Origin of the sequence: Paenibacillus sp. M2 (assembly GCF_046713495.1) — a bacterium.
GTDB classification, from domain to species: domain Bacteria; phylum Bacillota; class Bacilli; order Paenibacillales; family Paenibacillaceae; genus Paenibacillus; species Paenibacillus amylolyticus_B.
This window is the reverse complement of record NZ_CP169648.1, coordinates 988,277-1,009,587: the sequence shown is the minus strand read 5'-3', so window position 1 is coordinate 1,009,587 and position 21,311 is coordinate 988,277. Positions and strand designations below refer to the sequence as shown.

The window sequence follows — 21,311 nt, the reverse complement described above, 5'->3', positions numbered from 1 at the left end:
GTCAAAAATATGGAATATCAACCAGCGCCCCTCCGTCATGGCAGATACACCACCACAGTTCAAAGAGTTCTGTTGTTCATCCACGTTCATTCTCACAATTCACCCTTACATATCGCAAATCCATGTTCTCTACGCTGGCATTACCCAGATCAGATGTACGGTCAGCGGCACAAGGCCACTCTCTCAGCCCAACTTCATTGAGCTCCCGGTTCACTTATTTCATTGCTTCTAATGTACATCAGATGGGTATTTGTGGCAATCCCTAGAAAAATCATCATGCTTCATTTGGGGTAACAGGGGAAAGAATCTGATGGTTAAATTTCCATAATATGAAACATTTAGGTTATGTAGTCCGTCTTAAACATTAGAAGGGAGATTGATAGTGATGAAAGATTACAATTCTGTTTGGCAGCTTAAAACATGGAAAATGGTCCTTGCCGCTTCGATACTCACCGCAGGCACGGCACCTGCCTTACTCTCATCCACTATGGCGGAAGCCGCAGCAACTAAACCCACAGCTTATATTAACAATGTTCAAGCTCAATATGATGTTGTCATACGGCAGGGTATTACGTACGTGGCATTGACGGAGCTTCAATTCCTCGGAAACTATACGTTTGGTTACAATAACAAAACAAAAGAGATCAGCATTAGCACAGGCAGCGATAAGTATGTCCTTACATCTAACAGCAAAACAATGAAGAAAAACGGTCAGAATGCGACATTATCCTCAGCGCCGATTCTGGTGAATGGTAAAGCGATGCTTCCGCTCCGTGCCATCGGTGAAGCTTTTGGTGCCAAGGTGCAGTGGAACCAGAAGGCCAAGGAAGCCTACATTTACACTACCGACGCTACGATTGTAAAAGAATATAACAGTTCCGATCTGACTGTGGCGCGTGAAGCCGCACTGCATCTGCCACGCTTCTCTGAACTGGGACAAGCACGTCTGTACATTCGCAATCCTTTGGGTCCGGTGGATTCATCCATTGAATACATCTTTGAGCAAGGTAAAAAAGATCGTTTCTTCGTTGTTGAGGATAACGATCTGATCAGTTATTATATCCTTAAAAATGGAAGTGCACTGCTACAATGGCAGGCTAACATCAGCAAAAATGCCGGAACCATCGGTGACCTGTTCTTTATTAAAAACAAAGCCGTTGCTGAAGCAGGGACTCGTCCTTCCGTAACAGGTCAAACACTCGTATCATTCAAGTACTCTCGCATGCTTGAAGAAACCTCTTACGAGATCATGAACAAATTGGGCTCTATTGATACCGGTTCTGTTGTCCCCGAGAAAGGCAAAGTCATCGTTGAAGTTCCGGGAGAGAAATAGTCTGAGCATCCTCTATAAGACATTGCTCAGCAGAAATATTATCACATCTGCATTACAAAGAGCGCCCTCAAAGTCATTGTGGCAATGACCTTGGGACGCTCTTTTTGGCGTTATATTTTAACTTCAAATTACAAGCGGAGCTTAAACTTTTACCAACTCCCGCGATTCAATCTCCTGTCTAATATTGCGTGTTCCCTGACTGGCTCGTTTTCCCTGAAGCAAACCCCTTGAACAACGTTGGTACTTTGGAATAACGGGTATTCGTAATTTTCCCTTGTGATGTGCTGCTGTCTGTACGCATAATCGAATCTTTTACATTGGAAATGTTGGAGTTATCCAGCGTCATGTTAACTGCGAAGGAAGTTCCACCATTTTGGCGAACCAGTTTGCCAATATCATCTGCACGGAAATTTTTGATGTTAATTGTTCCAGCTGCATTCATCTGGAACACTTTATCATAAGCCTTATACGCTGCCCCACCGGTAATGTTAACCGTTCCGGCAGACTTCAATGTCAGTGCATCCTCGCCCACGTCCTGCCAGACCACATTCGATATATTACAGTTGCCATAACAATGAACACCATCAGCAGCTGGTGATCCAATGTTTACGTTTTTGAGCGTGGCCCCTGCCTTCAGACGAAAGACTGGCTTCTGATTTTCTGCTTGAGATCCGTCGCCCAGTGTGGAAGGATTGGCTACAAATGTTTTACCTTGGCCGTCATAGGTCGTGCCCTTTGGAACCACAATGGTTGAATTTACAACGGTAGGTGCAGCCGCAGCCGGAACGGCACCAAATATAGAAGCAACCAAACCAGCGGACAGCAACAACGTCAACATTTTTTTCATAACTTTATTCCTCCCTTATTCTCTCGTTATTTGATATTGTACAAGCCTGAGCTTGTCCTGGAAGATCGTCAGAGGTGCACCTCTGTCCGACCCACAACCTAATCCTACCAAATAAGGAAGGCAACTAGAATAATCATTAGATCACGTTTGTATTTTCCAGCATAGAGCCTGATGTTTCAACATACTTTGAGTTATCATGTCTACTTGTTATGTACCGATATCAACTTCGGATATGCTCTATTTAAGCCACCAAAATTTCATACAAAAAAAAGAAACCCTTAGTCTTTTTATAGACAGGGTTTCTACATGATAGATTTAAAACTAATCTAAGTACTCTATTTACTCTAGAGTTTCCAATTCATCTTCGTTAATTTCATCCGATGGTTGAAGTGAAGTGAGTGGATCGAGATTGGTAAATTCATTTACTGTTTCATAAGTAACCACACCCTCTTCAGAAACGATCATTCTGAGAACGACCCAGTATCTTTCATTACCACTGGCATCTGCTACAGTATACGTTGCACTTGGAGTGGCTACAGCACCATGGAACACGTCAATTTTGGCACCAGATTTCTTGATTGTGCTTGATCCAGAAAAATGATGAACATAGAATGTATACGTTCCAGGAAGTAAATGACGAATGGTTGTCGTTTCAGGTCCGTAAGACGTTACATCATCCAAATCCAAATCAACCATAAGTTCGCCATTATTATAATATTGTTTATCAGAGTAGTACGTATGGAACATTCCCTCATCACCTGCTGGACCTACGAGGTGTGAATCCAGATCCACTGGATCTTTACCCCAAGTTAACACAAAGCGTGTTTCATCTTGTGTAGGTATTTCAATAGCAGTTTGATTCTCACGTTTATTCTCTACATTTACTGCCGAGACACCAATGAGATAAGTTGTAATATATTTTGTATCTCCACCTCCAAGTTCACCTGTGTAGATGCCTGGGGGAAGATTGATATAGTAGTTTCCTTGAGTATTCGTTTTGACAGTACCGACAATTTCACCTGTTTTGTTATCCAAGCCTTTTCTAAACGAAATACTTAAATCTGCAACCGGTGCTCCAGCTACATCCTTGATGTGACCACCGAATCCTGTAAGTTTGATTGCACCACTTTGGCTTCCTGCAAAATGTGTTTTATTAACATCTGACTCCACAGTGATGTACAATGTGGCTCCGTAGCTATCAATAGCATCAAAAGTAAATTCGCCATTGCGGTACTGCAAGTTATTCAATTGTTGTTCCGCCCCATCAAAATAGGCACGAACTACGAAATCATTTGCAGTCAGTTCAGAAACATCCAAACCCTCAGAAAAATTCAACTTTGCACTTCCATTTGTAACTTGAATCCCTTTGAGTGTCGGATAGACTATTCCTTCGTTATAGACTGCAACGGTTACTGGAACATTGATTTCGAAATCTCCATATTTGGCTTTTACCACTGTCGTACCGTTGCCTTTAGCTTGAATCTTGCCTGAGTCAATAATGGCAATGGTGCTATCCTCGACATTCCATTCTGCAATAGAAGTGATATCTTTGATCGTTGAGGTAGTGATACCCGTGAAGACGATCTGACGGGTCGAATCAATTGCTGAGAACTCTGTTTCTTGAGGTGAATAAACTATACTAGTCACTGTAGGATCTACCTCAATAGCTGGGTGTTGATTAAGTTGGCTAAAATCAATACCTTCTACATTGACCAGAGCTGAAGATAATGTTCCTGCTCCAGAAAATTGTACGATTGCATTTAATATAGCCCGATTCACTACAGCACCATGGTTAATTTTAAACACTGTACTCAATGCTTCTTGGAACACTTCGAGATTTCCAATGGTGGAGTTATCTCCGAACTCCACTGAAACTTGTTCTGCATGAACCATTACAGAGTCGAAGCTTCCACTGAGCACTACCGAAGAATTATGGGGTATCGACTCTGCTATTTCAATCGGTCCGACATCACCCGTGGAGACGTTCTGTACGATTGCACCAGATCTAATCTCAATCTGCTGAACATCACTTCCACCTTCAAGGACCAAACGAATACTGCCATCCGCTTTGTCAACAATCACTGTTGCAAGAACCGAGTCCACTGCATGAATACTATTTGGTCCTCCGCCTTGAATCTCAGTAGTTCCCGTGACACTAACATTATCAAGAGTCACGTCACCGTTTCCTACGGACTCAAGTATCTTCAGCTTACCATTTACTTTGGTGTTTTTTAGAACGACACCTTGAGAACTGATGGTTACATTTCCAGTTACATTACCAAGAGTATATGTACCTGGAGCAGAGAGATTATTACTAGGGACTTGTTCCCCGCCTCCACTATTTCCACCATTGTTACTTCCGTTCCCTTTATCTCCGGAGCTGCTACCGCTATTTCCCTTACTGTTACCTTCAGAAGGTTTTGTTGTTTCAGGTTTTACTTCATTTGAATCTTCAGTATCAATCTCTGTCTTGGTAGGAGCCATGTAACTATCATATGTAGACTTATTTATCACAAACTCATATGCAAGTCTAGCTAGCGCCTGTCGATCTGCTATGCCTGATGGATTAAATTTTACTGTTCCATCTTTTTGAACTAATCCTTTGATAAAACCAGATTGATAGGCTAGTGTTACAGAATCTTTCGCCCAGTTAGATACTTGACCCAAATCGGAGAGTTGTGGTTTGGATGTTCGACTCGTTACATCTTGATGATCCCAACCAAAGGCTCTAACAAAAAATACAGCCAACTCTTCTCTTGTCACATTTTTATTAGGTGAAAAGCTATCTTTGGAGGTACCTTGAGCAATTCCAGATTTGACAAGTGCACCTACATATCCGGCATACCATTGATCTTCCTTTACATCTCTGAATTGACTTTCTTCGACATTATCAGGCTTTAAATTAAGGGCACCGACCATAATTTTTGCTAATTGAGCTCGTGTTACCGAATCGGAGGGTTTAAATGTCCCATCAGTAAATCCTGTGAGTATTCCTTGTTCTACTAATTTGGTTATTTCCGTTTTGGCATACGAATTATCAATATCAGTAAAAGAAGTTTTAGATGTAGCCACTTCTGCCGATACAGATAAATTGATAGATAACATAGAAACAATTAGCGACGTTGATAGCATTAACGATAGTTTGTGATTAAACTTTTTCCATTTTGAATTCAAAACTAAAACACACTCCTCAGTAGGCTTCTGGTAGGTAAATCCACTAATATATGAATCTTTAGAACTAATTCACCTCCTAATCAATAGGATAATAATACCATGCAAATTCATAAAAACAAGATTAATAAACTATGATTTTACAAAAAAGTTTTTATCCTGAATTGATTTCAATTCTTATTATCTAAATAATTTCGCAATAAAGACAAAACGAACCTACCGAAACAAATATTTTCGGTAGGTTCGTTTTTAAATAAATTTATATATTCTAGGCTCCGAATCTCTGACGATAACCGCACTTTCGACACAACTCTTCCACAGCTTCGCGCTTGGAGAAGCCATATACCAGATTGTTCGCTCGTTCACCCTCAATAATCTCCGAGAATGACTTCTCGTGCACATTACCAAGGTTAATGACACCCTCACCATCAAGACAGCATGGAACCACCGTTCCATCTACAAGCACAGCTGCCTGACCACGCAATGCATGGCAGAAGCCTTTGCCGTCATCTTCAGGTGCATCCAGACTCGGCCACTGGAACTCATGGTCCTGATTCAGGTATACATTCGGGGCAATTTTGACCCCGCTGCCTGGAACTACTTTTTCCTCAATTCGGAAGTCCAGATTGAATTCACGTTCCAATACTTCAAGGGTCTCCCGATTTCGATTCATCTGAGCATTTGTGAAGTTATCCTGCGTCAGATTCCACAACCGGAATGAGATGATGACATTGTGCTTCACCGCTTCGTGAACAAAAGACAGAATGTTGCTCAGGTATCCGTCACGGTCGGTTGAACCTTCATGCCCATCGAAGCTGTGCAGGGAGAAATTCATCTGCCGCAGCGCCGGTTTGCCAAGCAATTTATGCTGAGTCTTGGGCAATAGTGTACCATTCGTTGTAATGTTCACCTTGAGTCCCTTCTCATGTGCGGAATCGAGCAACAGATCTATTTTGGGATGCAACAAGGGTTCACCTTTGACATGTAGATAAATATGATTGGTGTGTGGTTTAACTTGTTCCAGTATATTGTTGAAGACTTCAGGGTCAATGAATCCTTTGGCACGCTGCGTCTGTGGACAGAAGCTGCAAGCCAGATTGCAGATACTCGTGATCTCAATATATACTTTTTTGAACGTTTTCAACTCGGGTCCCCATTCTGCCTAGGAGGGAGAACAATCCCACCTGCATTTTGTGATCCGGCCTATACGGGCCATCCCTATTATATCGGGTTCATGAGCCAAGGTAAATCAGAGAACTGGTTTATCTGGTTGTGTCAAAATGATTTGGCTAGTGCCAAATGAACAGATTCAATCGCATGAATACGTGTTGTATCAAATAATGGAACTTCTGAATCCTCTACTTTTACTAATAATCCAATTTCGGTGCAACCTAATATGATCCCCTCAGCTCCATCATCAACTAGCCTTTGGATCACCTTTTTATAATAATCCCTTGATAAGGGCTCAATTTTCCCTAAACATAATTCCTCATATATTATTTTATTGATAACTTTTCTATCCTCTTCATTCGGTATCAAAACCTTAATACCATTCAATTCAATTCGTTTTTTATAAAAGTCTTGTTCCATCGTATATTTAGTGCCAAGTAAACCAACCGTACTTATTTTGGACTTATGAATTTGATTTGCTGTTGAATCAGCAATATGTACAATGGGTAAACGCACTTTTTCTTCAATATGTTTAATCACTTTATGCATCGTATTTGTACAAATTACAATCATTTCTGCTCCTGCCTTTTCCAAAGACTGAGCAGCATTCCCTAATAATTCACCAGCACTTTCCCAATCACCTTCAGCTTGATAACGCTCGATTTCTTCAAAATCCACGCTATATAAAATGCATTTGGCTGAATGCAATCCTCCCAATTTATTTTTCACTTCTTCATTAATAATTCGATAATATTCTAACGATGACTCCCAGCTCATTCCACCAATAAGACCAATCGTTTTCATATACACTCTCCCTTCCATTTAATACATTCCGAAAGCAGTATATAGAAATTTAATAGATATTGTACCGTATCTATCTGATTAAATAAACCTGCCCCAGTAAGAGGAATAGAGGGACCTGGAGCAATTCCGGCAACGGATTATTGCTTCTACCCGAATGATCTGGCTGTACAATCCGAATAATCTGACCGGAACCATTTTCAGATCAGTACTCACATTCTTTCCAAGCGCCCCCTTTACATTCCACTTGCATGTGATATATGCTGAACACACAACTGCATATCTTGAACATTGCACTAGGGGAGCCTTACGGCTGAGACGAATCGAATGATTCGGACCCTTTGAACCTGATCTGGATCATACCAGCGGAGGGAAGTGGAGCGGCCTTTCAGTAAGCGGATTTTTTCATGTTGATGATGAAATTTAATGTGAATTGAACTTACAGACCCACTCATTTCTCCGGAAATGGGTGGGTCTTTTTCGCGTTCTGCGGGCAGATCAGAAGGTGTAATTAAAGATCCCGTAGTTTGAAGTTGAATTTGGAATAACAAGGGGGGACAAAACGAGATGGATAATAACATAACCATTCACAACATGAGCTACGCTTTCCCGGAAAAAAGGGATCCCCCCGTGCTCTCCAATGTGTCGATGCGTGTAGCCAACGGCGAATTCGTCTCGCTTATCGGCTCCAGCGGCTCCGGTAAAAGCACCCTTTTCAAGCTGCTGGCAGGCCTGCTTGAGCCAACCCATGGAACCATAGAAATTCCTTGGGTCCCTGAAGGAAAGCGACTGGGGCAGGTGGCCTACATGCCACAAAAGGACCTCCTGTTATCCTGGCGAACCGTCATGGAGAATTGCATGCTCCCCGCTGAACTTGCTCCAGAGCGGCAGGATAAGGGAAGAATTCGCGCGGACATTCTGGCTGGGCTCGACAGATTTGGCCTATCCGGCTACGCGAATGCTTACCCAGACGAGCTGTCGGGTGGCATGCGCCAGCGTGTCGCGCTGCTTCGTACTTTGCTGACAGGTGGCCAACTCATGCTGCTGGATGAACCATTCGGCGCACTCGATGCCTTAACCAAACGGGAGATGCATCGCTGGTTGTTGGAACTGTGGGAGGGCTTTGGCAAAACCGTGTTGTTCATTACGCATGACATTGAAGAGGCGCTGCTGCTCAGTGATCGGATTATCCTGTTAACTCCGGGGCGCCAAGGCCAACAGCTACAGGATTTGACGGTACCTTTGCCACGTCCAAGACATTCGGACATGATCTATGAACCGGCGCTCGTTCAGATGAGACGACGACTGGAGGAACAATTGCATGCGAGAAGGTAACTTGGGAGACTGCATGAAGGATAGCGTAAGGCGTTGGCTTGCCCGTTATGGTCTGTTTCTTTGGCTCCTGCTCTTGCTACTTGTCTTCTGGGAGTGGATTGTGCGTATGGGATGGGTGCCCTCCTTCATCATTCCAGCCCCAACGGCGATTGCCAGCTCCCTGTATGAGCATCGCTACCTCCTGCTGGCTACACATCTGCCTGCTACCTTGATGGAGGTTATTGTTGGTTTTGGCTTGTCCATAGTGACTGGAATTACGCTAGCGACAGGAATGCATATGAACCGATCGATTGAAAAGGCCTTGTATCCCTTCATCGTGATCAGTCAAACCATACCACTGATTGCCCTGTCCCCTGTATTCATCCTGTGGTTTGGTTATACCTTGTGGAGCAAAGTCGCCGTGGTGTTCCTGATCGCCTTCTTCCCCATTGTGGTCAGCACCTACGATGGACTTCGCCAAGGCGATCCAGAACAGCGTGAACTGCTGCTCACCATGGGCGCCAGCAAGTGGGATATTTTTTGCAAACTCCAGGTTCCACTTGCCCTTCCCTCTTTTTTCTCGGGGCTAAAGATGTCTGTGGTGTACTGCGTGGTTGGTGCAACGATTGGCGAATGGCTCGGTGGCAGCAAAGGTCTCGGATACTTCAGCCGCCGTATGTCCAGCAACATGAACACGGACGCGATGTTTGCCGCTATTGTGCTGTTATCCCTGCTTGGGATCGTTTTGTTTATATTGATTGCCTGGCTGGAGAAACGGTTTAACACACGCCGTCATGGAGGCAAAAGAAAGAACGGATAATCTTGGAGAGTGAATCCGATTTAATGATAGGAAGTATGATTTCCAAACACTTTTTGCACATATCATCAGTTATGTTTCAATCATCACGTTGTCCGTTAACATCCTGCTGTTCTTCTCCTACAAACCTTAAACAATGAAATGAGGAACTTCCATTATGAATAATAAAGGCATACACTCCCTGCTTCCCATCATGCTCATTAGCCTTTTGCTGATAGTCAGTGGATGCAGCACCACGAATACCAGCAGTAACACGCCAACAACAGACTCTGCAACCAATGCACAACAAACAGACAAGTCTGCAACCGAACCAGCATCAGACGCCAAAGATAAACTGTCCATCATGCTCGACTGGTACCCGAATGCAGTACACTCCTTCATCTATGTGGCTCAGGAAAAAGGGTACTTCGCAGACCAAGGTCTGGATGTCGAAATTCAGATGCCTGCGGATACCAATGATTCACTCAAACTTGTTGCTGCCGGTAAAATTGATCTGGCCTTAAGCTACCAGCCCCAAATCTTGCTCGCGCGTGGCGAGACCATTCCTGTACGATCTATTGCTGCTGTTGTTCGGCACCCGCTTGTTCATCTATTGACCGAAGCCAATGGCAACGTGAGTTCACCCAAAGATCTTGACGGAAAAACTGTCGGGTATTCTTCAATTCCGCTGTATGAAGCGATGGTTCGTACGATGATCAGCCACGATGGTGGCAACCCAGATAACATGAATCTGGTCGACGTTGGATTCGATCTGATTCCTTCACTGGCTTCCGGACAGGCGGATGCGATTATGGGTGGTTTTATTAACCATGAACAATTGATTTTGGAGAAAGAAGGACATTCCATGAAATCAATTAACCCCGTCGATTATGGCGTACCTGATTATTATGAACTGGTCCTGACTGCGAGTGAAGCTGGCATTCAAGCAAAAAAAGAACAGCTTACCCGGTTCGTCAAAGCGGTCCAGGAAGGACAAAAATATGTGACTGAGCATCCAGAAGAAGCCTTGAATATTCTGCTCGCTCATGAGAATCAAACGTCTCCGCTTGACCCGGATGTCGAAACCAAAAGCCTTACTATTCTACTGCCACTTATGAATGAAGAAGGCCAACCGTTTGGTCGGCAGGAAATGGAATCATGGGAGAATGTACGTGCTTGGCTCGTTGAACAGGATCTGATTCCTGAATCGGTGAAAGCCGAGGATGCTTTTATTAATCTGCAAGGAGAGTAAATAAAGGAGAGCAACGTGAATAAAGGAAAAGTGACTGAACGCAAGGGAATGAAAGCAATGTCATCAAAAGCAAAGTTAGCAAGAAACGTGAGGATCGGATGCAGGAAGTTTTGCGAAATGGAATTGCCCTGAAGCAAGCATCTGAGAATCGGAATTTTTAACAAGCCAAAGTGATTTGATGTGCATCAGAGCAGCTTGATATGCGTTTTGGTGGCTTGTTGGTATGCGATCGAGTACCTTGTATGCGTTTGGATGAGATGATATGCGATCGGGTACCTTGTATGCGTCTGTGCGGCTTGGTGCTATGCATTTGGTCATGTACATTAGCGCATATCTTCAAATCTACCGTGAGCTGAATCGCACCTTAATGTGTTCGGAGTAGAGCATGCGGCGAGCGCTAACGAATCTGAGGCGTCCTATTCAGGGATTTGGAGCGGTTGCAGAAATCTAAAGAACCTGAAACATGTTATATCAGAATAAATAGCTGTTTGCAGCGTTTTGGTCAGGAGATTCTGGGAAATAACGTGTCTGACGTTCCTTAGATTTCAAAAGTAGGATTTGACAGCCAAATAAGATGTCCTGGGTTCTTTAGAAACACCGTCTGACCAGTCGCAAGGAATTCGCCAAAAGAGCTGCCAGCTTGGTCTTGGTGTTGGTCTTTAAGACTCTATTTGAACGCTTACGTCCATCACGTATCGCTTGCCTGAGTTTGGAAACAGGCCCTGGCTCCACTTTCTTTATTCTGTATTTTGTACTGTTTCGTTTTAATATTGTTGCGTTTTTGTGCAGCAGCATTTCTGTCCATTTACATTTTATATGTATGCAACCTCTAGCTGTTTCAATCAAGGACAGACATAGCGCAAGAAGATTCTGTTTGTCTATATCCAGTTACAAAAATCTATTTTTAGTGAGTTTATGAAATTGATTTATTTTTACGTTTCTATTTTACCGCTGCTTTCATACCTCTTGTTGTCATTACACTCTGCGCCATACTCAGGCAAGGAGACTCATATCCTATTATTCTGCTGAGTGACTCCAGATATCGGACTTCCACCGATGGGGTTACTTCAAAACAAGGAGGAAATTATATGTCTTATCTGGAACGTGTTCGTACGCAAAATCCGCTGGTACACAATATTACCAACCTTGTCGTTGCTCCTTTTACAGCCAATGGTCTGCTCGCACTGGGTGCATCCCCTTTTATGGCCTATGCCCATGAAGAGGTCGCTGATGTCGCCAAGATGTCAGGAGCCGTGGTACTCAACATTGGTACACTCGATGACAAAGTCGTTCAGGCGATCCGTCTCGCAGGCCAATCGGCTAATGCACATCAAGTGCCTGTGGTGCTTGATCCCGTCGGCGCAGGCGCAACCCCCTATCGTACAGAAACCGTGCAGATGCTCGTTCGTGAGCTTCGCCTCACGGTGCTGCGCGGCAATGTGGCGGAAGTCGCCAATGTCATCGGTGAGAGCTGGAGTATTAAAGGTGTGGACGCAGGATCAGGTGAAGGTGACCGGATTGGAATTGCGGAGCGGGCAGCGCATAAACTTGGCTGTGTTGTGGTCATTACCGGAAAAGAAGATATCATTACTGATGGACAATCCACATTCCTTACGAGTAATGGTCATGCCTTGCTCACTCAGGTCACAGGTGCTGGCTGTCTGCTCAGTTCGGTGATTGGCGCTTTTACAGCCATAGCGGAATCCGAAGACGATCTTCCAGGCAGTGTTGTTGAAGCACTCGCTTTTTATGGCGTAGCGGCTGAACTGGCGGCAGAGAAGACGGCTCATCAGGGGCCGGGTAGCTTCCAGATTGAATTGTTGAATCAACTGGCACAAGTAACGCCCGACCTCTTGGCAGAGCGCGCACAAATCCGTCAGATCCGTGGAGGTGTAGTATGAGCATTGCTCAAGCGCTAACCATTGCAGGTTCCGATAACGGGGGCGGTGCAGGAATTCAGGCTGATTTGAAAACATTCCAGGAGCTTGGCGCATACGGCATGACCGTTATCACCGCTATTGCTGCCCAAAATACCACAGGTGTGCAGGGCGTTTTTCCCATCCCTTACGATGGCATTGCCCAGCAATTGGACTCGACGGGTGAAGACTTTCAACCAACCGCAACGAAGACCGGCATGTTATATAGTGCCGAAATTATTCGTCTAGTGGCTGAGAAATGGCAGCATTACCGTTGGTCTAATCTGGTCATCGACCCTGTGATGGTCGCCAAAGGCGGTGCCCCTCTGCTCCAGCAGGAAGCTGTACAAGCGCTGGTTACGGAGCTGTTGCCCCATGCCCTGATCACAACACCCAATATTCCGGAAGCGGAACTGCTTACCGAGATGTCTATCACGAGTCTGAGTCAGCGGGAAGAAGCCGCAAGACGGATTGTACAGATGGGATCAACGTATGCTTTGGTCAAAGGTGGTCATGATGAAGGAAGTGGCATGATCGTGGATGTGCTCTACGATGGGCAGTCTTTTCATTACCTGGAGAATGTTCGTGTGGTAACACGTCATACACACGGAACAGGATGCACGTACTCTGCGGCCATTACCGCAGAGTTAGCCAAGGGTTCACCTGTTCTGGCTGCCGTTACGACCGCGCGAGCATTCATTCAGGCAGCCATCGAAGATGAGCTGGGGATTGGGGCCGGGCATGGGCCGACAAATCATTTTGCGTATCAGCGCAGACAGCGGGGTGAGCAGTGATGCGCCCTTGGGATGTAGAAGCGGTACGCCGCGCGATGCAGGTGTATTTGGTGATGGGCAGCGTCAATACAACGCAAGACCCTGTAGAAGTGCTGCGCCAGGCCATTGCTGGCGGCATCACGCTGTTCCAGTTCCGCGAAAAGGGAACTGGCGTCCTGGTTGGCGAAGCTAGCATCACGCTTGCGATGCAGCTTCGCGAGGTGTGCAGCCAGCACGGGGTCCCGTTCATCGTGAACGATGATGTGGAGCTGGCTGTAGCGGTGGAGGCCGACGGCGTGCATGTCGGCCAGGAAGATGCGGGCGCGGCGCTGGTACGCGCCCGCATTGGAGATGGGCGGATGCTTGGCGTATCCGCCCACTCTGTGGATGAGGCGCGCCGTGCCGTGCAGGCGGGCGCCGACTACCTTGGCGTCGGGCCCATGTACCCGACGCGCTCCAAAGCGGACGCCCACGCTGTGCTGGGCCCCGCAGGGGTGGCGGAACTGCGCGCCGCAGGCATCGCAGTTCCGATTGTAGGTATCGGCGGCGTTACGCCCGATACCACGGCCGCCGTGATGGCGGCTGGAGCCGACGGCGTAGCCGTCATCTCCGCCATCGCGGGCGCGGCCGATGTGCGCGCAGCGGCTGCGCAGTTCGCTGCGGCAGTGCTCGGGATGCAGGCGTAGCCCTGCTCTCCCTGCACTGCCAGCCCCATGGGCTGCACCGAATACATGGTGCGGCCCATAACCGATAGCTCTCCTCTCCATAACAGAGGAGCCTCCCCCCTGCGGTGCGGCAGTCTATGTCTTCGACTTAGAAGCGCATCCGCTCCCCTGCAGTGACTGGATGATACAATAATTTCATCACATCTATTCACACCTATTCACAACCTGTCACCAATCCATGATCAGGATGCAGCTTCCATGCTCGCATCTTGTTTTTTCATTTTCAACGGTTGACTCTCACGTAACGTGACACTGTACAATCGGTGTTGTAAGGAGGTTTCACACATGGCCATGAAGGTAAAAGAAGTTGCCGAACTTGCCTCGATCAGTGTGCGCACACTGCATCACTATGATGAGATCGGACTATTAACCCCCGACGAAGTGACTTCTGCCGGGTATCGATTATATTCAGATGCCAACCTGGAACGGTTACAGCAGATTTTGTTTTTCAAGGAACTCGACTTCTCTCTGAAGGAGATCAAAAACATTATAAACAACCCCTCCTTCAATCCAGAAGAAGCACTTAATATGCATCGACTTATACTGCTGGAGAAGCGCCGACACTTGGACCAGATGATTGCTACCATTGATAGAACGGTTTTACACGTGAAAGGAGAAATTAAAATGACAGCCAAAGAACAATTCGAAGGATTTGATTTTAGCCAGAATCCGTATGAACAAGAAGCGCGGGAACGTTGGGGAGACCATGCCGTCGATCACGCAAATCAGAAGCTGCACAGTAAATCAACCACAGATCAGAAGGCTCTATCAGATCAAATGAACGAGATCTACAAACATCTGGCTTCACTTCGTCACACAGAACCAGCATCTGCGGAGGCACAGTCTGGCATCAAAGAGTGGTACACTTGGCTAAACCAAATGGGAAGCTACTCACCTGAAGCCTTCAGAGGACTTGGTCAGATGTACGTGGACGATGAACGCTTCACGCGTAATATTGATCAGTTTGGCGATGGTTTGGCAGTATTTATGAGAGATGCTATGGCTGTTTTTGCTGAGCAAAACAAATAATATAGCCCTGTCTTCCACCACATTCAGTATTATTCAACTCTCATTGCTGTCAGATGTACACTGTAAACGATAGTCTGGAAGTTACACCCCTGTCCTGTAAAGGTGAAATATTCTCGTCATCAGCTTTATACGCAGTAAATAACCCTTGGGATATTTGAACCTACCTCCTGGGGTGACCACATCTTTCTTGTAATTAACCTTATGAAAATGTTGGATATATACTAGGGTTATGTATTAAGTAATTTAAATCGATCCGAGTTGTTGCACCAGTTATGAGCCATATCCTACCTTCTAACTGGTGGATACACAAAAGGGACGTACGCCCTCAAGCGTATCGTCCCTTTTGTATATGCAAGTAACCCAGCCGCAATGTGAACAAGCCTAACTGCTGCTCACTCTGAGTACTTTATGAATTAACGTAGATTGCTCTTTACTACATCTTTCTTCTGCTCCCAGTCCTTCGATATAACCGTTTCACCAGATGCTTAGGAAGAAGATGATTAAGTTTCTTCTGTCAAACGTTCTTCATTTTGCTACCAGCGTCCACCGTCTATCTGATTAAGCTTTTGGTGCGTGGTCCGATGAGGATGCATCCGTAGCTAGACTGGTTCTCGCCATCCGGCCAGGAATCTGCCATGCAGACACAATCGCAAGCACGATGAATAACAAATCAATCGGTTGACTGAAGTACTCCTGAAAGGTTTCCACAAACGCACTGATCATCTCGCTATCAAACACAAGTTCCATCACGCTTACATCACCAAATAGTTCGGAAGTAAAATATACGACCGTCAGATATTTCCCCAACAAAATGCCAACAAGCGCAAACAGTACGGCAATAATCTTATGTACCGTCGCAATTTGTTTATTGGAGAACAACACAACTGCGTAGCCCGTGAGTGCTCCAATCAAAATCGCAATTAGTCCCACCTCATACTCGGTCATTGCAGCAATAGCTGCCCATACGATGCCTCCCAGAATGGCTGCAATTAAACCACCAATGATCGGCATACCGATTTTAACTCCTTGTTTCTCTTCCACGTTGTCTTTCCCTCCTGAGTCATGCATATGCTTTTTTTCCAGAATTCACCTTTCCTATGAAACCACAAAAAGACCTATTATTCAACATTTTTCTACTTTTGGTGACCATGTATTTATATAATAGAAAAGATATATTAAGCATCCATTTCCTTATTCGCTCGAATATATCATTTTAGTTTTATCCACAAACATCTCATAATCATTCCCTTGGCACATAAAAAAACATCCCTCCAACAGCATAATTGCCGTAGAAGGGATGTTGTCCATATCTGTATCATAGATATAACCGATGTAACCGAGAAAACTACATTGAAAAGCTCTATCTATCTTACCTTTGTACTTCCTTGGAAGGCTGAATGACAGCTGCAATCTGTGCCAAAATGGCATCCACCGATGCCGGATCATGCACATCATACTCATCAATGTTCAGACGTAGCACAGGGCAAGCCGTAAACTGATCAATCCACACGGAATAGCGCTCGTGCATGTGCTCCCAGTACGAACGATCCGTCTGAATCTCCATCTCACGTCCGCGTTCCGTAATTCGGTTTAAAATCGAAGGCAGACTGCCTTCCAGATAGATCAGCACGTCTGGATGTGGAAAATACGGTGTCATTACCATCGCTTCAAACAAACTGCTGTATGTCTCGAAATCGGTAGCAGACATGGTTCCTTGATCTGCATGCATTTGTGCAAAAATGCCCGTATCTTCATAGATGGAACGATCCTGAACGAATCCCCCACCCAGTTCAAAAATCTTCTTCTGTTCCTTGAAGCGCTCTGCCAGGAAATAAATCTGCAGATGGAAGCTCCAACGCTCGAAGTCATGATAGAACTTCTCCAAATAAGGATTGTGATCGACTTGCTCCAAAGAAGTCTTGAAATTCAAACGCTGTGCAAGCGCAGCCGTTAACGTGGATTTACCCACCCCAACCGTACCTGCTACCGTAATTAATGCATTCGCTGGAATGCCATAGTTATTCATATGATATACTCCTTTACCTGATTAACAATCTGCCTGAAGTGTTCAGGATGTTCCACAAAGTCGAGTTGCTCTGCATTAACCTTAATGATTACTGGTGGATTTGAGCTATTTGCCAGATAGTCCATGCCTGTTTTGTAATCGGCGATCAGTTGTTCCATATATACCGGGTCCATGTCCTGCTCAAATGAGCGTCCACGCTTGTTAATGCGGTACATCAACGTATTGAGTTCAGCTTCAATATAGAGCACCAGATTGGGCTTTGGCAGATCATCTGTTAACAGATGATAGATTTGACGATACTTATCCCGTTTCGTTCCCTTTAAGGTACGATCGGCAAAAATCATATTTTTATAGATATGATAGTCTGAAATGACTGGGGTATTCTGCTCTACATAATGAACACCCGTGTCTTCCAGTTGTTTAAACCGATTACACAGAAAAAACATTTCCAATTGGAAACTCCACTCGTCGATATCCTGATAAAAGGAAGCCAGAAATGGATTCTCTTCTACGATTTCTTTAACTAACGGAAGATTCAATTCATGGGAAAGCATCGTTGCCAGCGTTGTTTTCCCCGCTCCAATCGGACCTTCCACGGCAATAAACGGGGCTGATTTCATCGTGTTCACTTTTCCTCCTCGTACTTATGCGTGTTTCCGTTTTCTATATAGACCTCACCTATTGTATCATAGCTTTAAGGATTGGAACGCCAGTATTTTATGTATATAACAAGTCAAATCGGGACTATTAATTACATTAAAATAAAAAAAAGACACACTTGAAATCATTCAAGTGTGTTCTTCCTATTGCTTGGCGGCGTCCTACTCTCCCAGGACCCTGCGGTCCAAGTACCATCGGCGCTAGAGGGCTTAACGGTCGTGTTCGGGATGGGTACGTGTGGAACCCCTCCGCCATCGCCACCAAACGCATAGCTGTGCTTACATTTCAGAGTTGTTGTTCTCTGAAAACTAGATTCGAAACGAAACACGCGAATTATCACTTGCTATTGGATAAGCCCTCGACCGATTAGTACTGGTCAGCTCCATGCATTGCTGCACTTCCACCCCCAGCCTATCTACCTCGTCGTCTTCAAGGGGTCTTACATACTGGGAAATCTCATCTTGAGGGGGGCTTCACGCTTAGATGCTTTCAGCGTTTATCCCGTCCGTACATAGCTACCCAGCGGTGCTCCTGGCGGAACAACTGGTACACCAGCGGTACGTCCATCCCGGTCCTCTCGTACTAAGGACAGCTCCTCTCAAATTTCCTACGCCCACGACAGATAGGGACCGAACTGTCTCACGACGTTCTGAACCCAGCTCGCGTACCGCTTTAATGGGCGAACAGCCCAACCCTTGGGACCTACTTCAGCCCCAGGATGCGATGAGCCGACATCGAGGTGCCAAACCTCCCCGTCGATGTGGACTCTTGGGGGAGATAAGCCTGTTATCCCCAGGGTAGCTTTTATCCGTTGAGCGATGGCCCTTCCATGCGGTACCACCGGATCACTAAGCCCGACTTTCGTCCCTGCTCGACTTGTAGGTCTCGCAGTCAAGCTCCCTTATGCCTTTGCACTCTTCGAATGATTTCCAACCATTCTGAGGGAACCTTTGGGCGCCTCCGTTACTCTTTAGGAGGCGACCGCCCCAGTCAAACTGCCCACCTGACACTGTCCCCGCACCGGATTACGGTACCAGGTTAGAACCTAGATACGATCAGGGTGGTATCCCAACGTTGCCTCCACACAAGCTGGCGCTCATGCTTCAAAGGCTCCCACCTATCCTGTACAGATCGTACCCAAATTCAATATCAAGCTGCAGTAAAGCTCCATGGGGTCTTTCCGTCTTGTCGCGGGTAACCTGCATCTTCACAGGTATTAAAATTTCACCGGATCTCTCGTTGAGACAGCGCCCAAGTCGTTACGCCATTCGTGCGGGTCAGAATTTACCTGACAAGGAATTTCGCTACCTTAGGACCGTTATAGTTACGGCCGCCGTTTACTGGGGCTTCGGTTCACAGCTTCGGGATTACTCCCTAACCACTCCCCTTAACCTTCCAGCACCGGGCAGGCGTCAGCCCGTATACTTCGCCTTACGGCTTCGCACAGACCTGTGTTTTTGCTAAACAGTCGCTTGGGCCTTTTCACTGCGGCCCCCTCGTGCTATTCACACTACCGGGGCACCCCTTCTCCCGAAGTTACGGGGTCATTTTGCCGAGTTCCTTAACGAGAGTTCTTCCGCGCGCCTTAGAATACTCTTCTCGCCTACCTGTGTCGGTTTGCGGTACGGGCACCTTCACCTGGCTAGAGGCTTTTCTTGGCAGTGTGAGATCATGACCTTCGCTACTATAATTTTCGCTCCCCATCACAGCTCAGCCTTACAATGTGCGGATTTGCCTACACATCAGCCTTACTGCTTAGACGGACATCCATCAGTCCGCGTCACTACCCTACTGCGTCCCCCCATTGCTCATAACGGCTTACGGTGGTACAGGAATTTCGACCTGTTGTCCTTCGACTACGCCTTTCGGCCTCGCCTTAGGTCCCGACTTACCCTGAGCGGACGAGCCTTCCTCAGGAACCCTTAGGCTTTCGGCGGATCAGATTCTCACTGATCTTTTCGTTACTCATACCGGCATTCTCACTTGTATAATGTCCAGCGCTCCTTACGGTACACCTTCAACCCTTATACAACGCTCCCCTACCCCTGATGCAAAGCATCAAGCCATAGCTTCGGTGGTGTGTTTAGCCCCGTTACATTTTCGGCGCAGAGTCACTCGACCAGTGAGCTATTACGCACTCTTTCAATGGTGGCTGCTTCTAAGCCAACATCCTGGTTGTCTGTGCAACTCCACATCCTTTCCCACTTAACACACACTTGGGGACCTTAGCTGATGGTCTGGGCTGTTTCCCTTTTGACAATGGATCTTAGCACTCACTGTCTGACTCCCGGAAGTAAGTCTATGGCATTCGGAGTTTGACTGAGCTTGGTAACCCTTGCGGGCCCCGCACCCAATCAGTGCTCTACCTCCACGACTCTGTTTTCCGAGGCTAGCCCTAAAGCTATTTCGGGGAGAACCAGCTATCTCCGAGTTCGATTGGAATTTCTCCGCTACCCCCACCTCATCCCCGCATTTTTCAACATGCGTGGGTTCGGGCCTCCAGTGCGTGTTACCGCACCTTCACCCTGGACAGGGGTAGATCACCCGGTTTCGGGTCTACGTCCACGTACTATGTCGCCCTATTCAGACTCGCTTTCGCTGCGGCTCCGGCTCTTCACCTTAACCTTGCACGGGAACGTAACTCGCCGGTTCATTCTACAAAAGGCACGCCATCACCCCTAAAACGGGCTCTGACTTTTTGTAAGCACACGGTTTCAGGTTCTATTTCACTCCCCTTCCGGGGTGCTTTTCACCTTTCCCTCACGGTACTGCTTCACTATCGGTCGCTAGGAAGTATTTAGCCTTGGCAGATGGTCCTGCCGGATTCATACGGGGTTTCACGTGCCCCGCACTACTCGGGATCCGTCTCGGAGGGAACAGACTTTCAACTACAGGGCTTTTACCTTCTTTGGCGGGCCTTTCCAGACCTCTTCGCTTAACCGGTTCCTTTGTAACTCCATGTGAGACGTCCCACAACCCCAAAGAGCAAGCTCTCTGGTTTGGGCTTCTCCGCGTTCGCTCGCCGCTACTGACGGAATCACTATTGTTTTCTCTTCCTCAGGGTACTTAGATGTTTCAGTTCCCCTGGTATGCCTCTGCATAACCTATGTATTCAGTTATGAGTAACTGGAAATTACCCCAGCTGGGTTTCCCCATTCGGACACCCCCGGATCAAAGCTTGCTTACAGCTCCCCGAGGCAGTTTCGTTGTTCGCCACGTCCTTCATCGGCTCCTAGCGCCTAGGCATCCTCCGTGTGCTCTTAGTAGCTTAACCAGTTTGCTCCGGTTTTGACTGCTCGTTTCCCTTGTTTTGCTTGCGCAAAGCCAAAAGTCACTCCCATCCAATACCATCGCAAAAGCAATTAAGTACCAATTTATTAAACTTGTTTAACACAAGTTCAGCTAAAAAGGAATGTTCTAATTCGCGTTTGTTTCGTTTCGATATCTAGTTTTCAAAGAACAAGCTCCATGCAAAAGCAAGCTATTTTGAGAGTTTGA

The 21,311-nt window shown here is 46.2% G+C and carries 15 protein-coding genes, 2 rRNA genes and 2 riboswitches; of the genes, 8 read left to right on the top strand and 9 right to left on the bottom strand.

All coding sequences use genetic code 11. The annotated features are described in order from the left end of the window. Positions 1 to 109: 109 nt before the first annotated feature. Positions 110 to 220, bottom strand: a riboswitch (TPP riboswitch). A 165-nt stretch (positions 221 to 385) separates the two neighbouring features. Beyond that, a complete protein-coding gene (locus ACETMN_RS04655; RefSeq protein WP_091016090.1) occupies positions 386 to 1,333 on the top strand; it encodes a copper amine oxidase N-terminal domain-containing protein in 948 nt (315 codons plus the stop codon). Positions 1,334 to 1,511: 178 nt separating this feature from the next. On the opposite strand, the gene ACETMN_RS04650 is transcribed toward ACETMN_RS04655, so the two are convergent. The 4 genes from ACETMN_RS04650 to ACETMN_RS04635 form a co-directional block, all read right to left on the bottom strand. Further along, a complete protein-coding gene (locus ACETMN_RS04650) occupies positions 1,512 to 2,180 on the bottom strand; it encodes a pectate lyase (protein WP_091016092.1) in 669 nt (222 codons plus the stop codon). Positions 2,181 to 2,519: 339 nt separating this feature from the next. Then, positions 2,520 to 5,354, bottom strand: a complete 2,835-nt coding sequence (locus ACETMN_RS04645; RefSeq protein ID WP_091016094.1) for an S-layer homology domain-containing protein — start codon at positions 5,352 to 5,354, stop codon at positions 2,520 to 2,522. Positions 5,355 to 5,619: 265 nt separating this feature from the next. Continuing rightward, on the bottom strand, positions 5,620 to 6,495 hold the full coding sequence (locus ACETMN_RS04640; RefSeq protein WP_091016096.1) for a radical SAM/SPASM domain-containing protein: 876 nt from the start codon (positions 6,493 to 6,495) through the stop codon (positions 5,620 to 5,622). A 131-nt stretch (positions 6,496 to 6,626) separates the two neighbouring features. Next, complete coding sequence (locus tag ACETMN_RS04635; protein WP_091016098.1) at positions 6,627 to 7,325, bottom strand: aspartate/glutamate racemase family protein; 699 nt, start codon at positions 7,323 to 7,325, stop codon at positions 6,627 to 6,629. A 285-nt stretch (positions 7,326 to 7,610) separates the two neighbouring features. Continuing rightward, positions 7,611 to 7,713, top strand: a riboswitch (TPP riboswitch). A 176-nt stretch (positions 7,714 to 7,889) separates the two neighbouring features. On the opposite strand from ACETMN_RS04635, the gene ACETMN_RS04630 reads away from it, so the two are divergent. The 7 genes from ACETMN_RS04630 to ACETMN_RS04600 all read left to right on the top strand — a co-directional run bounded on the left by ACETMN_RS04630 (position 7,890) and on the right by ACETMN_RS04600 (position 15,127). Then, positions 7,890 to 8,657, top strand: a complete 768-nt coding sequence (locus ACETMN_RS04630; RefSeq protein ID WP_411735835.1) for an ABC transporter ATP-binding protein — start codon at positions 7,890 to 7,892, stop codon at positions 8,655 to 8,657. Continuing rightward, positions 8,644 to 9,456 carry an ABC transporter permease gene (locus tag ACETMN_RS04625; RefSeq protein ID WP_411735834.1) on the top strand — a complete coding sequence of 271 codons (813 nt, stop codon included), beginning with the start codon at positions 8,644 to 8,646 and terminating at the stop codon, positions 9,454 to 9,456. The genes ACETMN_RS04630 and ACETMN_RS04625 overlap by 14 nt, the downstream gene beginning before the upstream one ends. A gap of 154 nt (positions 9,457 to 9,610) precedes the next feature. Then, positions 9,611 to 10,684, top strand: coding sequence for an ABC transporter substrate-binding protein (locus ACETMN_RS04620; RefSeq protein WP_192132582.1), 1,074 nt, complete (start codon positions 9,611 to 9,613; stop codon positions 10,682 to 10,684). A gap of 1,088 nt (positions 10,685 to 11,772) precedes the next feature. After that, positions 11,773 to 12,585: a hydroxyethylthiazole kinase gene (thiM, locus tag ACETMN_RS04615; protein WP_411735833.1), complete on the top strand. Its 813-nt coding sequence runs from the start codon at positions 11,773 to 11,775 to the stop codon at positions 12,583 to 12,585. Next, complete coding sequence (thiD, locus tag ACETMN_RS04610; RefSeq protein ID WP_411735832.1) at positions 12,582 to 13,394, top strand: bifunctional hydroxymethylpyrimidine kinase/phosphomethylpyrimidine kinase; 813 nt, start codon at positions 12,582 to 12,584, stop codon at positions 13,392 to 13,394. The genes thiM and thiD overlap by 4 nt, the downstream gene beginning before the upstream one ends. Further along, positions 13,394 to 14,059 carry a thiamine phosphate synthase gene (thiE, locus tag ACETMN_RS04605; protein WP_411735831.1) on the top strand — a complete coding sequence of 222 codons (666 nt, stop codon included), beginning with the start codon at positions 13,394 to 13,396 and terminating at the stop codon, positions 14,057 to 14,059. The genes thiD and thiE overlap by 1 nt, the downstream gene beginning before the upstream one ends. A 324-nt stretch (positions 14,060 to 14,383) precedes the next feature. Further along, positions 14,384 to 15,127, top strand: a complete 744-nt coding sequence (locus ACETMN_RS04600; protein ID WP_091016107.1) for a MerR family transcriptional regulator — start codon at positions 14,384 to 14,386, stop codon at positions 15,125 to 15,127. Between the two features lie 558 nt (positions 15,128 to 15,685). Here the strand turns inward: ACETMN_RS04600 and ACETMN_RS04595 are convergent. The 5 genes from ACETMN_RS04595 to ACETMN_RS04575 all read right to left on the bottom strand — a co-directional run bounded on the left by ACETMN_RS04595 (position 15,686) and on the right by ACETMN_RS04575 (position 21,087). Continuing rightward, positions 15,686 to 16,168, bottom strand: coding sequence for a hypothetical protein (locus ACETMN_RS04595; RefSeq protein ID WP_256975112.1), 483 nt, complete (start codon positions 16,166 to 16,168; stop codon positions 15,686 to 15,688). A 328-nt stretch (positions 16,169 to 16,496) separates the two neighbouring features. After that, complete coding sequence (locus tag ACETMN_RS04590; RefSeq protein WP_091016111.1) at positions 16,497 to 17,153, bottom strand: deoxynucleoside kinase; 657 nt, start codon at positions 17,151 to 17,153, stop codon at positions 16,497 to 16,499. Beyond that, entirely contained in the window at positions 17,150 to 17,773 is a 624-nt protein-coding gene (locus tag ACETMN_RS04585; protein ID WP_091016113.1) for a deoxynucleoside kinase, read from the bottom strand. Before ACETMN_RS04585 ends, ACETMN_RS04590 begins: the two co-directional genes overlap by 4 nt. A 188-nt stretch (positions 17,774 to 17,961) precedes the next feature. Beyond that, positions 17,962 to 18,078: ribosomal RNA gene (gene rrf / locus ACETMN_RS04580) — 5S ribosomal RNA — on the bottom strand. 81 nt (positions 18,079 to 18,159) lie between these two features. Next, positions 18,160 to 21,087: ribosomal RNA gene (locus ACETMN_RS04575) — 23S ribosomal RNA — on the bottom strand. Positions 21,088 to 21,311 lie beyond the last annotated feature (224 nt).

What these genes read in the sequence shown, in the direction of transcription:
- ACETMN_RS04655 (WP_091016090.1), top strand. Translation starts at nt 386, where the DNA reads ATGAAAGATTACAATTCTGTTTGGCAGCTTAAAACATGGAAAATGGTC.
- ACETMN_RS04650 (WP_091016092.1), bottom strand. Translation starts at nt 2,180, where the DNA reads ATGAAAAAAATGTTGACGTTGTTGCTGTCCGCTGGTTTGGTTGCTTCT.
- ACETMN_RS04635 (WP_091016098.1), bottom strand. Translation starts at nt 7,325, where the DNA reads ATGAAAACGATTGGTCTTATTGGTGGAATGAGCTGGGAGTCATCGTTA.
- ACETMN_RS04630 (WP_411735835.1), top strand. Translation starts at nt 7,890, where the DNA reads ATGGATAATAACATAACCATTCACAACATGAGCTACGCTTTCCCGGAA.
- ACETMN_RS04625 (WP_411735834.1), top strand. Translation starts at nt 8,644, where the DNA reads ATGCGAGAAGGTAACTTGGGAGACTGCATGAAGGATAGCGTAAGGCGT.
- ACETMN_RS04620 (WP_192132582.1), top strand. Translation starts at nt 9,611, where the DNA reads ATGAATAATAAAGGCATACACTCCCTGCTTCCCATCATGCTCATTAGC.
- thiM (WP_411735833.1), top strand. Translation starts at nt 11,773, where the DNA reads ATGTCTTATCTGGAACGTGTTCGTACGCAAAATCCGCTGGTACACAAT.
- thiD (WP_411735832.1), top strand. Translation starts at nt 12,582, where the DNA reads ATGAGCATTGCTCAAGCGCTAACCATTGCAGGTTCCGATAACGGGGGC.
- thiE (WP_411735831.1), top strand. Translation starts at nt 13,394, where the DNA reads ATGCGCCCTTGGGATGTAGAAGCGGTACGCCGCGCGATGCAGGTGTAT.
- ACETMN_RS04600 (WP_091016107.1), top strand. Translation starts at nt 14,384, where the DNA reads ATGGCCATGAAGGTAAAAGAAGTTGCCGAACTTGCCTCGATCAGTGTG.
- ACETMN_RS04590 (WP_091016111.1), bottom strand. Translation starts at nt 17,153, where the DNA reads ATGAATAACTATGGCATTCCAGCGAATGCATTAATTACGGTAGCAGGT.
- ACETMN_RS04585 (WP_091016113.1), bottom strand. Translation starts at nt 17,773, where the DNA reads ATGAAATCAGCCCCGTTTATTGCCGTGGAAGGTCCGATTGGAGCGGGG.